The 14,616-nt window shown below is 53.5% G+C and carries 10 protein-coding genes and 4 pseudogenes; 2 read left to right on the plus strand and 12 right to left on the minus strand.

Features of this window, described 5'->3' with window-relative positions; all coding sequences use genetic code 11:
* Positions 1-102 precede the first annotated feature (102 nt).
* The 7 genes and pseudogenes from ispH to ACQ86O_RS01080 all read right to left on the minus strand — a co-directional run bounded on the left by ispH (position 103) and on the right by ACQ86O_RS01080 (position 6,158).
* Positions 103-1,054: pseudogene (gene ispH / locus ACQ86O_RS01050) on the minus strand (4-hydroxy-3-methylbut-2-enyl diphosphate reductase).
* Positions 1,035-1,505, minus strand: a complete 471-nt coding sequence (gene fkpB / locus ACQ86O_RS01055; RefSeq protein ID WP_431223791.1) for an FKBP-type peptidyl-prolyl cis-trans isomerase — start codon at positions 1,503-1,505, stop codon at positions 1,035-1,037. The pseudogene ispH and the gene fkpB overlap by 20 nt, the downstream one beginning before the upstream one ends.
* A gap of 1 nt (position 1,506) precedes the next feature.
* On the minus strand, positions 1,507-2,013 hold the full coding sequence (gene lspA, locus ACQ86O_RS01060) for a signal peptidase II (protein ID WP_431223792.1): 507 nt from the start codon (positions 2,011-2,013) through the stop codon (positions 1,507-1,509).
* Between the two features lie 13 nt (positions 2,014-2,026).
* Positions 2,027-2,389, minus strand: a complete 363-nt coding sequence (locus ACQ86O_RS01065; RefSeq protein ID WP_431225622.1) for a zinc finger domain-containing protein — start codon at positions 2,387-2,389, stop codon at positions 2,027-2,029.
* Positions 2,375-4,842: pseudogene (gene ileS / locus ACQ86O_RS01070) on the minus strand (isoleucine--tRNA ligase); the annotation flags it as partial. The gene ACQ86O_RS01065 and the pseudogene ileS, both read right to left, overlap by 15 nt.
* Before the next feature lie 26 nt (positions 4,843-4,868).
* Positions 4,869-5,806, minus strand: a pseudogene (gene ribF, locus ACQ86O_RS01075) (bifunctional riboflavin kinase/FAD synthetase).
* Between the two features lie 7 nt (positions 5,807-5,813).
* On the minus strand, positions 5,814-6,158 hold the full coding sequence (locus ACQ86O_RS01080; RefSeq protein WP_431223793.1) for a hypothetical protein: 345 nt from the start codon (positions 6,156-6,158) through the stop codon (positions 5,814-5,816).
* Positions 6,159-6,242: 84 nt separating this feature from the next.
* Between ACQ86O_RS01080 and rpsT the strand changes: the two genes are divergently transcribed.
* Positions 6,243-6,506 carry a 30S ribosomal protein S20 gene (gene rpsT, locus ACQ86O_RS01085; RefSeq protein ID WP_033637053.1) on the plus strand — a complete coding sequence of 88 codons (264 nt, stop codon included), beginning with the start codon at positions 6,243-6,245 and terminating at the stop codon, positions 6,504-6,506.
* 67 nt (positions 6,507-6,573) lie between these two features.
* Here the strand turns inward: rpsT and nhaR are convergent, their stop codons facing one another.
* The 4 genes and pseudogenes from nhaR to dnaK all read right to left on the minus strand — a co-directional run bounded on the left by nhaR (position 6,574) and on the right by dnaK (position 12,181).
* Positions 6,574-7,473 (minus strand): transcriptional activator NhaR, encoded by a 900-nt coding sequence (nhaR, locus tag ACQ86O_RS01090; RefSeq protein WP_431223794.1) that lies wholly within the window; start codon positions 7,471-7,473, stop codon positions 6,574-6,576.
* A 149-nt stretch (positions 7,474-7,622) separates the two neighbouring features.
* Positions 7,623-8,798: a Na+/H+ antiporter NhaA gene (gene nhaA / locus ACQ86O_RS01095; RefSeq protein WP_431223795.1), complete on the minus strand. Its 1,176-nt coding sequence runs from the start codon at positions 8,796-8,798 to the stop codon at positions 7,623-7,625.
* Positions 8,799-9,032: 234 nt separating this feature from the next.
* A pseudogene (gene dnaJ / locus ACQ86O_RS01100) lies at positions 9,033-10,162 on the minus strand (molecular chaperone DnaJ).
* Between the two features lie 105 nt (positions 10,163-10,267).
* Positions 10,268-12,181, minus strand: a complete 1,914-nt coding sequence (gene dnaK / locus ACQ86O_RS01105; protein WP_431223796.1) for a molecular chaperone DnaK — start codon at positions 12,179-12,181, stop codon at positions 10,268-10,270.
* A gap of 392 nt (positions 12,182-12,573) precedes the next feature.
* Here dnaK and satP point away from each other — a divergent pair, with 392 nt between their 5' ends.
* Positions 12,574-13,170, plus strand: coding sequence for an acetate uptake transporter (gene satP / locus ACQ86O_RS01110; protein ID WP_431223797.1), 597 nt, complete (start codon positions 12,574-12,576; stop codon positions 13,168-13,170).
* A gap of 70 nt (positions 13,171-13,240) precedes the next feature.
* Here the strand turns inward: satP and ACQ86O_RS01115 are convergent, their stop codons facing one another.
* Entirely contained in the window at positions 13,241-14,533 is a 1,293-nt protein-coding gene (locus tag ACQ86O_RS01115) for an MFS transporter (protein WP_431223798.1), read from the minus strand.
* Between the last annotated feature and the right edge of the window lie 83 nt (positions 14,534-14,616).

Genomic DNA, 14,616 nt, shown 5'->3' on the forward strand with positions numbered 1-14,616 from the left:
ATGCATTATGCACGTTGATAGCACTTTACGGCAGCCCCGCCTAATCTACACATGCAAAACGGGGAGCCTAGGCTCCCCGTCTGGTCAATCATAATGCCGCTTTCAGTCGATCTGTTTGACTTCCATGCGCAGTTCTTTCGGCACTTCAAACACGATATTCTCTTCGCGGCCGCTGATCTCATGAACCTCTTTGCCACCCAGGGCCTTCAGGCGGTTGATCACATCCTGAACCAGCACGTCTGGCGCGGAAGCCCCGGCGGTAACCCCAATATTGGCGGCATCTTTCAACCAGGTTTCCTGAATATCCGCTGCCGAGTCGATCAAATAGGCCGGTTTACCGACACGCTGCGCCAGTTCGGCCAAGCGGTTGGAGTTGGAGGAGTTTTTGACCCGACCACCAGCACTACATCAGCATCGCCAGCCAGATTACGCACCGCTTCCTGACGATTGGTGGTGGCGTAACAGATATCATCCTTGCGCGGCCCGATAATCTCCGGGAAGCGCTTGCGTAGGGCATCTATCACTTCCGAGGTGTCATCCACCGAAAGCGTGGTCTGCGTCATAAAGCACAGGTTATGTTCATTCTTCACCTGCAGATCCCAGACATCTTCCGGCGACTCAACCAGATACATCCCCCTTTCGGGTTGCTGTACTGGCCCATGGTGCCTTCGACTTCCGGGTGCCCGGCATGGCCTATCAGGATCGCCTCGGTGCCTTTGCGGCTGGCTCGTGCCACTTCCATATGTACCTTGGTCACCAAGGGACAGGTGGCATCGAACAACATGGTCAGTTCACGGGCTTTGGCTTCGGCACGTACGGCCTGTGAAACGCCATGTGCGGAGAAGATCAGGATCGAACCGTCCGGCACTTCCGAGATCTCTTCAATAAACACCGCCCCACGCTCACGCAGGCTATCGACTACGTAGCGGTTGTGCACCACTTCGTGACGCACGTAGATTGGGGCGCCGTAAATCTCCAACGCACGCTCCACAATGCTGATCGCACGATCAACCCCAGCGCAGAAACCACGCGGGTTAGCCAGCAATATTTGCATGTGTCTCCTCCTGCTGCGGGTCGATCTCCAGCACTTCGATATCGAAGGTGACCGGATGCCCCGCCAGCGGATGGTTAAAATCAACGGTGACCGAGTCTTGCGCCACTTCACGCACTACGCCAGGCATTTCACTGCCATCAATAGCCGTAAACAACATGATGGTGCCAACATCCGGCACGCCGGTCTCGGTGAAGTCGCGGCGTGAGAAGAACTGGATCAGATCCGGGTTCTCCACCCCGAATGCCGCTTCCGGCTGTAGGGTAAAAGCGCATTTATCCCCGGCACGCAGGCCGATCAACTGCTGTTCCAGCGGCGCCGACAGGCTGCCATCACCCAGACGGAATAGCGCTGGTTTGCCGTTACCACGGGTAGATTCAGCCGTTGAGCCATCTTCCAGTTTCAGCGTAAAGTGCACCAGCACTGCGCTGCTGCTGTTAACCTGAGCCGTCATATTACTTACCTTCACTCTTGACACTTTTCTTCGCCGGCAAGAACCCTTCCAGCACGATCATCACTGCACCTACGCAGATAAAACTGTCCGCCAGGTTAAAGGTCGGGTAATGCCAGTTACCCACGTAGAAGTCGATAAAATCGACTACAAAACCGTGCCATAACCGATCGAACAGATTGCCGAGCGCACCGCCGATAATAAAAGCATAGGCAATGTTGTTCAGTTTCTGCTGAGCACTGCTGCGATACATCATCACCAGCAGCACGGCCACAATCGCAATCGCGATACCGGCGAAGAACCAGCGCTGCCATCCACCGTGATCCGCCAGGAAGCTGAACGCGGCACCGTAGTTACGGGCGTAGTACAGGTTGAATGACGGGAACAACGGCTGGGTCTGACCCAGCACGAAGTTACTCAGGATCCAATGTTTACTGGCAAGATCCAGCACCAGAACCACCACTACCAGCCATAGCCAGCGCAAGCCGGTCGAACTTATCGGTCTACTCATCAGGCGCTTGTTCTCAGGCAAAGTTACGTTTTTCGCCGTCACCGGCGACGTTGGTCACACAGCGGCCACAAAGTTCTGCATGCTCCGCCACCTGGCCGATGTCGGTGGTGTAATGCCAGCAACGCGGGCACTTCTCACCAACGGCGGTACTGAAAGCAATTTTCAGCCCTTTCAACAGTTCGCTGGGTTGCGCATCCGCAGGAGCATCCTCAAGCGGAGCCACGCTGGCGGATGACGTCAGCAAGACAAAGCGCAGTTCATCCTGCAGGCTGTGCAGACGTGCAGCCAGGCTGCTGTCGGCATACAGCGTCACCGCCGCTTCCAACGAACCACCAATGCGTTTATCAGCACGGGCCTGTTCCAGCACCTTGTTCACTTCACCACGGACTTTCAGCAGATCGGCCCAGAAAGCATCATTCATGCCTTCGCCTTCCGCCAGGCCAAACAGGCCGCTGTACCACTCTTCAGTGAACACATACTGGGCACGTTTGCCCGGCATGAAGCCCCAGATTTCATCGGCGGTAAACGACATGATCGGCGCCATCCAACGAACCAGCGCTTCGGCAATGTGGAACAGCGCGGTCTGGCAGCTGCGGCGCGCCACGCTGTCACTTTTCGCGGTGTACTGGCGGTCTTTAATGATATCCAGATAGAAGGAGCCCATTTCGACCGAGCAGAACTGCATCAGGCGCTGTACCACTTCATGGAAGTCATAGTTGGCATATGCCTGTTCGATATCCTGCTGTGCCGCCAATGCACGACCAACGGCCCAACGATCCAGTACCACCATTTCATCGGCGGCCACGCAGTCGGTGCTCGGATTAAACCCGTTCAGGTTTGCCAGCAGGAAGCGCGCGGTGTTACGGATGCGACGATAAGAGTCGGCTGCACGCTTGAGGATCTCGTCGGAAACCGCAATCTCACCGGTATAATCGGTGGAGGCGACCCACAGGCGCAGAATATCGCCACCCAATTTGTTCATCACGTCCTGCGGACTGATGGTATTGCCGATGGATTTGGACATTTTGCGGCCCTGGCCATCGACGGTGAAGCCATGGGTCAAAACTTCTTTATAAGGCGCCTTGCCCTTCATGGCGGTCGAAATCATCAACGATGACATAAACCAGCCGCGGTGTTGGTCGGAGCCTTCCAGATACATGTCTGCACCGTGACCGTTGAATTCCGGGCGTACATCCACCACCGAAGAGTGAGTTGACCCAGAGTCGAACCACACGTCGAGCGTGTCGGGTACTTTCACATAATCAGCCGCTTCTGCACCAAGAATGTCGGCTGCGTCCAGATCCCACCAGGCCTGAATACCGTCTTGCTCTACGCGTTTGGCCACTTCCTCCATCAGCTCGACGCTGCGCGGGTGAAGCTGCTCGGTATCTTTATGCACGAACAGAGACATTGGCACACCCCAGGTACGCTGGCGCGAGATACACCAGTCTGGGCGATTTGCCACCATCGTCTCGATACGTGCCTGGCCCCAGTCAGGGATCCATTGCACGCCTTTGATCTCTTCCAGCGACTGCTTGCGCAGGCCTTTCTGATCCATGCTGATAAACCACTGCGGCGTGGCACGGAAGATGATTGGCGTTTTGTGGCGCCAGCAGCACGGATAGCTGTGCTGCAATTTTTCTACGTGCAGCAGTGCGCCTTTCTCACGCAGCAGTTCAACGATCAGATCGTTGGCTTTGAACACGAATTTGCCATCCAGTGAAGGATAGGTGCCGGTCAGATAGCAACCGTTCGGCCCCACCGGGTTGGCAACTTCCAGCCCGTATTTCTGGCCGATGATAAAGTCGTCCGGGCCATGGCCAGGAGCGGTATGTACCGCACCGGTACCGGCATCCAGCGTAACGTGATCGCCCAGCACGACCGGCACGTCGAAACCCATAAACGGATGCGTGAAACGCATCAGTTCCAGGTCGCTGCCTTTACAGCTGCCCAGCACGACCCATTGGGCGATGCCCGCACGCTTCATCACGCTTTCAACCAGATCCGACGCCAGGATCAGGCATTGGCCTTCAACCTGCACCAATTGATAGCCAAACTCAGGGTTCAGCGAGATTGCACGGTTGGCTGGCAATGTCCATGGCGTAGTGGTCCAGATAACCAGAGAAACCGGGCCATCAACGCTGCTTACGCCAAACTTGGCGATAACCGCCGCCACATCTACCGCGTGGAAAGCGACATCGATAGAGGGCGAAGTTTTATCGTAATATTCCACTTCGGCTTCTGCCAGAGAAGAGCCGCAGTCCGTACACCAGTGCACCGGTTTGGCACCTTTGAGCAGATGGCCATTGCTGATGATCTTACCCAACGCGCGAATGATGTTGGCTTCAGTCTTGAAGTTCATGGTCAGGTACGGGTGATCCCAATCCCCCAGAACCCCCAGGCGGATGAAGTCTTTTTCTGGCCTTCAACCTGCTCGGCAGCATATTCACGGCACTTCTGGCGGAACTCCGCTGGCGTCAGCTTTTCGCCTGGTTTGCCATACAGTTGCTCTACCTTCAGTTCAATAGGCAAGCCGTGGCAATCCCAGCCAGGGACATAAGGTGAATCAAAGCCAGCCATCCCTTTTGACTTGATAATAATGTCTTTGAGGATCTTGTTTACCGAGTGACCAATGTGAATGCTGCCATTCGCATACGGAGGGCCGTCATGCAGAATGAAGGATTTTTTGCCTTTTTTGGCAGCACGAATAATCCCGTACAGATCCTGTTCATACCAACGGTCGAGCATGCCAGGTTCACGCTTGGCGAGGTCGCCACGCATCGGGAACCCTGTTTCCGGCAAGTTCAGGGTATTCTTGTAGTCACTCATTAGATTCTCGATTTCGGTTCGTAAGATTAAGCCGGTGTCTGTAGCCCGAAGAACTTCCGGGCAGTCACCACATCGTTGGCGATTTGCTGCTTTAGCGCATCGAGCGAAGCAAAACGCTGTTCATTGCGCAATTTTGCGCGGAGCACCACATCCAGGTGACGCCCGTACAGATCCATTGTTACGTCCAGCAAATGCACTTCCAACTGCTGGCGCACGCCTGCCACGGTAGGCCGCGTGCCGATATTGGCGACACCCGGCAATGGGTGTGGGCCAAGCCCATACACATCAACCGCATAAACCCCTTTCACTGGCGCAACCAGGCGTTTTAGCGGCAGGTTGGCAGTGGGGAAACCGATGGTCCGCCCCAGTTCATCGCCATGCACCACCCGCCCAGAAATACTATAAGGATGCCCGAGCAGGTTTTCCGCCAGCGCCAAATCATCATCGCGCAGCGCATTGCGAATCGCGGTGCTGCTGATGCGTTGATCGCCTTCACGGAAGGTTGGCGTGCTGATCACTTCAAAGCCGTATTCTTCCCCGGCTTTCTGCAACAGCGGGAAATCCCCTGGCGGCCAGCGCCAAATCGGAAATCATCCCCCACCATCAGGAATTTCACGCCCAGTTTTTCCACCAGCAGCTCAGCGACAAACGCCTGCGCGGTACGGGCGGCAAAGCGGGGATCAAATTTGACGCACAGCAGGTAATCAACCCCGGCCTGCGCAAGGTATTTGGCCTTGTCACGCAAGCGCGTGAGGCGGGCCGGAGCCTTATCCGCAGCAAAAAGTTCCAGCGGTTGTGGCTCAAAGATCATGACTATCACCGGCAGCCCCAGGCTTCGCCCTTGATGTTTCAGCTGCTCCAACAACGCCTTGTGACCGCGATGTACGCCGTCAAAGTTGCCGATGGTAAGCACGCAACCATGGTGGCGTGCCCGGATATTATGGATGCCGCGAATTAGCTGCATAGCTGGCTCAAAACAGTGGAAATCGGCGGATTATACCTTGTACAGCGGTTAAGGTTAACCCGCGATTGGTTCCTTTGATGTAATAGTCATACCATACCGGAGGAAAATCGCCTTCACCACCGTTTATCCAGCCCAATGCGTGGTATATTAGCCAGCTGATATCAAGCTTGCCTTCTGACAGAAGCTTGAAAGACGGGGGATGATCCGCCGCCGCCAGCCGCTTGCAGACGGTGATGCAAATCACATGGCGATTTTTCTCGCGAAACACTGTATTCCAATGGCCGAAGCTGGTAAAATCCTGCGCCATCACAACGTAGCAAGTGCCGCCCGTACAAACGGCGCTTATTTGCACAAATCCATTGACAAACGAAGGCTAAAAGGGCATATTCCTCGGCCTTTGAATTGTCCTCAATAGAATATATTTGGGAGTTGGACCTTGGCTAATATCAAATCAGCTAAGAAACGCGCCGTGCAGTCTGAGAAACGCCGCAAGCATAATGCTAGCCGTCGCTCAATGGTGCGTACCTTCATCAAGAAGGTAGACGCAGCAATCGCAGCTGGCGATAAAGAAGCAGCACAAACCGCATTCCTCGTAATGCAACCACTTGTGGATCGCCAGGCAGCTAAAGGCCTGATCCATAAGAACAAAGCAGCACGTCATAAGTCAAACCTGACTGCGCGTATCAACGCAATGCAATAAGCATTACGTTGTCTGCTTGTTAAAAAAACCGGCCTAGGCCGGTTTTTTTACGTTCTAAGCGCAGGCACTAAAGTGCAAACAGCGCCGAGAAGTCCTTGTTACATACCCGCTGCACCGCCGGGTGCTGGATCATCCGCTCGGCAAAAATGATGTAGTACTCTTCATGAACGCTGTCGATTCGCCCAATCTCCACTACGTCATCATCGTTATAAATATCCCGCGCGTACAGTGTCGGCGCAACGAAGATCGCGTTGTGGTACAAACCGAAAGCCTTCATCAATGCCGCATCGTCAAACTCACCCAGTATCTCTACTTTGATACCCTGAGTGTTGAACCAGTTAAGCAATTTGCGCCCCAGCATCGAACGCCTTCCCGGGATCAGCAAACGGCGCTGCTCCAAACAAGCTGGGAACGGTAAATGTGGTGCAGGCTGACGGCAGAAGAAACTGATCCCGCACTCCCCTAGTTTGAGCGAGAATAACCCCTCCTGCTGGCTGGAATCGACCGGGCAATCTGACAGGATCATATCCAGCTTATGCTGGCTCAACTGCTCAAGCAGCATCTCATGCGTAGATTCAAAGCAGCGCAGGTGGATTTGCTCGTTGTCGACCACCACCGCAGTTTCCAATACCTGGCTGACCAGACGTTTGGATAACGCATCCGCTACCCCCACATCAAACAGCAGGTTGGATTCCTTGCGATAGTTGACGATATCCAGCATTTCCTGGCTCAGCATGAACATCTTGTCGGCATAACGAAACACTAACTGCCCCAACTCAGAGGGCACTAATCCGCGCCCCTGACGTTTAAACAGCTTACCGTTGAGCCGCTCTTCCAGCGCTTTGATCTGGCCGGTTATGGTCTGTGGCGTAAGGAATAAAGCTTCTGCGGCACCGACTACCGAGCCCTCTTTGCAAACCTGCCAGAAGTAATAAAGATGGTTAAAATTGATATGTGACATTCTCAAGACGTGCTCTCCTTAGATTCCTCATCGGCAAACGGTCTGCCATGATGAGCGACAAACTCCCTTTCTTTAGTTCAGACAACATCTGGTCGTCTTTATCCCCAGCCAAATGACCGGAGCAGCCAGGTTTCCCCGCACGCTGCTCCAGGCGACTATTGCTGCAAACTGCTGCGCGGTAACGCCAAACGCAGCAAGCCGTAACCCACTACTGCGGCAGTGGTCGAACCCAATAATATCCCTAACTTGGAATAAGTTATGAGGGCCATGTCCGCATCAGTGAAGGCTAGCGAAGCGATAAAGATCGACATGGTGAAACCAATACCACAGAGCACGGAAACGGCAAACACCTGTTTAAAGCCTATACCTTCAGGCAAACGGGCAATTCCTAGCTTCACTGCGAGCCAACTGAAGGTGAAAATCCCTAATGGTTTACCGATGAAAAGCCCGGCAGCAATGCCCAGCGGCAATAACGAGGTCAATCCACTCAGTGAAACTCCCTGCAGTGAAACACCCGCATTAGCGAAGGCGAATAACGGCAAAATTAGGAAAGCCACCCATGGGTGTAGTTCATGTTCCAGCGTTTCTGAAGGTGAAGGCTCGCTCTTGGCATTCAGCGGTATCATAAATCCGACAATCACCCCGGCCAGCGTGGCATGTACGCCCGATTTGAGGATCGCGACCCACAACACCAGCCCGACAATCATATACAACGAGGTTTTACCCACCCCACGCCAGTTCATTACCGCCAGGACGGCTATAGCCGTGGCAGCAACCCCCAGCGCCAGCATCGATACCTGATGGGTATAAAACAGCGCAATAATGATGATCACACCCAAATCATCAATAATCGCCAATGCCAGCAGGAATACTTTCAGACTGGTCGGTACACGGTTGCCCAACAGTGCCATCACACCTAGCGCGAAAGCGATATCAGTCGCTGCCGGGATCGCCCACCCCTGGCGTGCCACTTCATCGGCACCGTTGAACAGCAGATAGATCAGCGCTGGCGCCAACATGCCGCCAAGTGCGGCAATCGCCGGGAACACGGCTTTATCACGCCCAGCCAATGAACCTTGCATCAGTTCACGTTTGACCTCCAGGCCGACCACCAGAAAGAAGATGGCCATCAAGCCATCGTTAATCCACAGCAGCAATGGCTTGGCTATCTCCAGCGAGGCAATTTTGACCATCACCGGCAGGTTGAGAAAAGCTTGGTATAGCCCCTGCATAGGGGTATTGGCCATGATCAACGCGACCAAGGCGGCGACAATCAGGATGACGCCACCCGCCGCTTCCTGGCGTAGAAATTGACGAATAATATTAGTCACAGTACGTCACTCCAGATAATAGCAAGGCGATATCGCCCTGGATTTCAGACAGTGCGCAGAGTATAGGTGAGGAATAACCTCGAAAAAAACAGTTTATAAGTGCAAATTAACTCGAAAAAACCGATCAATCCAGGTTGTATGTCACACTTTTTATAAGGGTATAAGGACGCTAAACAATGAAAAACCCCGGCTTTTAACCCGGGGTTTTAAGTGTGACCAGCAAAAAAGCGCTAATTAACGAGTCAGATCGTCAAAAAACTTTTTCACACCGTCAAAGAAGCTTTTCGAGCGTGGGCTGTTTTTGTCACCAGAAGGCCCCCCAGGCTTTCTTCCAGTTCCTTCAGCAGCTGCTTCTGTTTGTCATTAAGATTTACCGGGGTTTCTACCACAACACGGCACAACAGGTCACCCTGGCTGCCACCGCGTACCGATTTCACCCCTTTGCCACGCATGCGGAACAGTTTACCGGTCTGGGTCTCTGCGGGTACTTTCAGCTTAACCCGGCCATCCAGCGTAGGGACTTCAATCTCGCCACCCAGTGCAGCCATGGCAAAGTTAATAGGCACTTCGCAGTACAGATTATTGCCTTCACGCTCAAAGATCGGATGCGCCTTCACCTGAACCTGAACGTACAGATCGCCTGCTGGAGCACCATGCTCACCGGCTTCACCCTCGCCCGCCAAGCGGATACGATCGCCAGTATCTACGCCTGCCGGGATCTTCACCGACAAGGTTTTTGATTTCTCTACACGGCCATGGCCGTGGCATTTGTTGCATGGATCCTTGATGATCTGACCACGCCCGTGGCAGTGCGGACATGCCTGCTGTACGGTAAAGAACCCCTGGCGCATCTGCACCTGGCCCTGACCCTGGCAGGTTGGGCAGGTCGCCGGGGAACTGCCAGGTTTGGCACCGTTACCATGGCAGACATCGCACTCTTCCAGCGTTGGAATGCGGATCTCTTTGCTCACACCGCGTACCGCTTCTTCAAGCGTCAGATCCATGTTATAGCGTAAATCGGAACCACGGCTGGCACGCTGACGGCGTCCGCCACCGAAAATATCGCCAAACACGTCACCGAAAATATCGCTGAAATCTGCACCGCCGCCACCAAAACCGCCACCGCCACCCATACCACCTTGTTCAAAGGCGGCATGACCGTATTGATCATAGGCAGCACGTTTTTGATCGTCGGTCAGGACCTCATACGCTTCTTTGATTTCTTTAAATTTGGCTTCAGCGTCTTTTTCCTGATTACGGTCAGGGTGATACTTCATCGCCAGGCGCTTGTACGCCTTTTTTATCTCTCGCTCGTCCGCCGCCTTGGCAACGCCGAGAATCTCGTAATAATCTTTCTTCGCCATTATTTCTCTAACCCTTAACATGCGTGCACGGGCGTAGAGTTGCCTCGACGCCCGTGCTGGTTTCCGGTTACGGCCTCTGGCCTCACCGTGCCCGCTTAAGGGCGATTATTTTTTGTCTTTAACTTCTTCAAACTCGGCGTCGACCACGTCGTCATCTTTTTGCGCCGCGTTGTCTGCACCAGCGTCAGCACCCTGTGCCTGCGCCTGAGCCTGTGCCATTTCCAGCAGCTTGCCGGAAACCTGCACCAGAGCCTGGGTTTTCACTTCGATCTCGGCTTTATCTTCGCCTTTGACCGCGACTTCCAGATCTTTCAGGGCAGCTTCGATAGCCGTTTTGTCTTCTGCTGGCAGTTTGTCACCCGCTTCTTCCAACTGCTTACGGGTACCGTGGATCAGGTGATCCGCCTGGTTACGCGTCTGTACCAGCTCTTCGAACTTACGGTCTGCTTCAGCGTTCAATTCCGCATCGCGCACCATTTTCTGGATTTCTTCTTCGTTCAGACCAGAAGATGCCTTGATGGTGATCTTCTGCTCACGGCCGGTATTCTTGTCTTTCGCAGACACATGCAAAATACCGTCGGCATCGATATCGAAGGTAACTTCGATCTGCGCCATACCGCGTGGAGCAGGCTGGATGCCGTCCAGATTGAACTGGCCCAGTGACTTGTTATCGTTAGCGCGTTTACGCTCACCCTGCAGCACATGGATGGTAACCGCTGCCTGGTTGTCTTCGGCAGTCGAGAACACCTGGCTGTGCTTGGTCGGGATGGTGGTGTTTTTAGTGATCAGCGGAGTCATAACGCTGCCCATGGTTTCGATACCCAGCGACAGCGGGGTTACGTCCAGCAGCAGAACGTCTTTAACTTCACCAGCCAACACACCGCCCTGAACAGCAGCACCTACGGCAACCGCTTCGTCCGGGTTAACGTCTTTACGTGGTTCTTTACCGAAGAAATCAGCAACTTTCTTCTGCACCATCGGCATACGGGTCTGGCCACCTACCAGGATCACGTCCTGAATGTCAGAAACCGACAGGCCTGCGTCTGTCAAAGCCACTTTCAACGGCTCGATAGAGCGTGCAACCAGATCTTCTACCAGTGACTCGAGTTTTGCGCGGGTCACTTTGATGTTCATATGTTTTGGACCGCTGCCATCTGCAGTAATGTACGGCAGGTTAACGTCGGTCTGCTGAGCGGAAGACAGCTCGATCTTCGCTTTCTCAGCGGCTTCTTTCAGGCGCTGCATGGCCAGCGGATCGTTACGCAGATCCATGCCCTGCTCTTTCTTGAACTCTTCAACCAGATAGTTGATCAGACGACTGTCGAAGTCTTCACCACCCAGGTGGGTATCCCCGTTGGTTGCCAGCACTTCGAAGGTTTTCTCGCCGTCAACGTCATCGATTTCGATAATCGAGATATCGAAAGTACCACCACCCAGGTCATAAACCGCGATAGTGCGGTTACCCACTTCTTTGTCCAGGCCGTAAGCCAGGGCTGCAGCGGTAGGTTCGTTGATGATACGTTTCACTTCCAGACCCGCAATACGGCCAGCGTCTTTGGTTGCCTGACGCTGAGCATCGTTGAAGTAGGCTGGTACTGTGATAACCGCTTCAGTTACCGGTTCGCCCAGGTAATCTTCCGCCGTTTTCTTCATTTTCTTCAGCACTTCTGCAGAAATCTGCGGTGGTGCCATTTTCTGGCCTTTCACTTCCAGCCATGCGTCGCCGTTATCGGCAGCAATGATGTCGTAAGGCATGATAGCCTTGTCACGCTGTGCTTCATCATCCTGGAAGCGACGGCCAATCAGGCGCTTGATCGCAAACAGGGTGTTTTGTGGGTTAGTAACAGCCTGACGCTTAGCTGGCTGGCCAACCAGAATTTCACCATCCTGGGTATATGCGATGATAGAAGGCGTGGTGCGATCGCCTTCGGCGTTCTCCAACACACGCGCTTTGCCACCATCCATAATTGCTACACAAGAGTTGGTTGTACCCAGGTCGATACCAATAATTTTGCCCATCTAAACATCTCCACTAAATAAATTTATAATCGATCAGGTTGCTAACCTATATGCGGGCGATTTTTTACTTTTCAACTGCCCGATATCTCAGTCTTACCCGCGGTCAGCAACTGCGGTTGCAAATAAGATGGGGCCATCCGCACCAGCATCAAGGGCTAAAGCAAAAAAATTTCGTTTTTATCACTCGTCAGATCATTGTTTCCTTTCTCGGGGATCATTATGATGCCGCGCGCTCTGGTGGAAGTTATGCTTTTTTCGGCCACTCAGACCAAATATTGTTTTATTCACCCATTTTGGTCATACCCTATAAATTTCAAGTGACAGTCAGTGCAAATCACAACGCTGTGGCTTGAAAGGCAACGGGTATCAATTTCTGTGATCGCAGAGGATATATGCACAACAAGTTGGCGAATCCTGGCCCCCTGGGTCTGATGGGCTTCGGGATGACTACCGTCTTGCTGAACCTGCACAACGCAGGTTTTTTCCCACTGACTTCCGTCATCATCAGCATGGGGATTTTCTTCGGTGGCATGGCTCAGATTTTTGCCGGTATTCTTGAATTCAAGAAAGGCAACACCTTCGGTTTGACCGCCTTTACCTCTTATGGCTGCTTCTGGCTGAGTCTGGTAGGTATTCTGCTGCTGCCACGCATGGGCCTGGCGGAACCCACCGATGCTACCGTCCTCGGCGTCTATCTGGCGTTATGGGGCGTATTCACCCTGTTCATGTTCTTTGGCACGCTGCGCGCCAACCGCGCACTGCAGTTCGTATTTGCCAGCCTGACGCTGCTGTTTGCCCTGCTGGCCGTGGGTAACATCACCGGTAACCACGCGATCCTGACGTTCGCCGGTTATGAAGGGGTCATCTGTGGAGCCAGCGCTATCTATCTGGCCATGGCAGAAGTGATCAATGAGCAGTTGGGCCGCACCGTGCTGCCAATCGGCACTGTGGAAGTTCAGCAGGCAGCGCCGGTTACTGTCACTGCCTGATAGCCGTTACGTCATGATATGAAAAAGCCCTGCGGCACAAAAACCGCAGGGCTTTTTTCGCTCACGGGGTTCAGTTTACCGCAGGTTTTTCGCTGTTCAGGTCACGATGCAGATAGAGGCCTAACAACAGCCCTATCGCCGATAACGCCAAAACATAGTAAGCGGGCGCTAACGGAGTTAACCTCATAATCAACGTGACAAATATCGGGGTTAGACCGCCAAAAATAGCGTATGACACATTATATGAGAACGAGATCCCGGTAAATCGCACTTCTGCCGGGAAAGCCCGCACCAGAACGTAAGGCACTGCGCCAACAATCCCCACGCTGAATCCCACCAGCGCATAGGTAGCAAACAGCATTTCCGGGTGGGTAGCTATCGACCGATAAAACAACCAACTGCATCCCGCCAGCAGCAGGCTGCCTACAATAAAGGTTTTACTGGCCCCAAAGCGATCCGCCGCCGAACCAGAGGTGATACAGCCAACAATCAGCATAATTATCGCGATGCTGTTAGCTTGCAGCGACAGCGCGGGTGCAATACCAAACTGTTTTTGCAGGTAGGTTGGCGTCATCAGGATCACCACGACAATACCGGCCGACAATAGCCAGGTCAGCAGCATCGAGACCACCACTTCTTTTTTGTGATTCACTACCACTGATTTCAGCGGCAGTTCTTCTGCCAGCGCTTTACGCGCCTGCATCTCGATAAAGATCGGGGTTTCCTGGAGCCAGCGGCGCAAGTACATGGCAAACAGGCCGAAGATACCGCCCAGGAAGAATGGAATACGCCAGCCACCGTCATGGATGGCTTGCTGGCTGAGCGTAGTGTTGATGATGGTTGCTACCAGCGAACCCAGCAAAATGCCGGCAGTCAGACCCGCGGTGAGCGTACCGCAGGCGAAACCAATACGATTGCGTGGCACATGCTCAGCGACAAACACCCAGGCGCCTGGAACTTCGCCACCGATCGCCGCCCCTTGCAGGACGCGCATCAACAGCAACAGCAACGGCGCAGCAATGCCAATGCTGGCATAGGTGGGCAGCATCCCCATGGCCAATGTGGGCAGGGCCATCAGCAGGATGCTCAGAGTGAACATCTTTTTTCGGCCAACCAGATCGCCAAAATGCGCCATGATGATACCGCCGAGTGGCCGGGCCAGATAACCGGCCGCGAAGATACCAAAAGTCTGCACCTGTCGTAGCCATTCTGGCATATCGGCCGGGAAGAACAGTTCGCCCATTACCGCAGCAAAAAAAACAAAAATAATAAAATCATAAAACTCCAGCGCGCCCCCCAGGGCAGCCAACGTCAGAGTCTTATAGTCTTGCCGGTTGAGCCGACGATTATTATCGTGATGCATAAGATACCGTTAAAGGAAACAGAAAAAATAAAGAAAGCAGAAGGCCTTCTGTAAAAAGATGCTTACTATAACGGCAAATTATT

It is taken from the genome of Serratia sp. L9, from assembly GCF_050632285.1.
Taxonomy (GTDB): domain Bacteria; phylum Pseudomonadota; class Gammaproteobacteria; order Enterobacterales; family Enterobacteriaceae; genus Chania.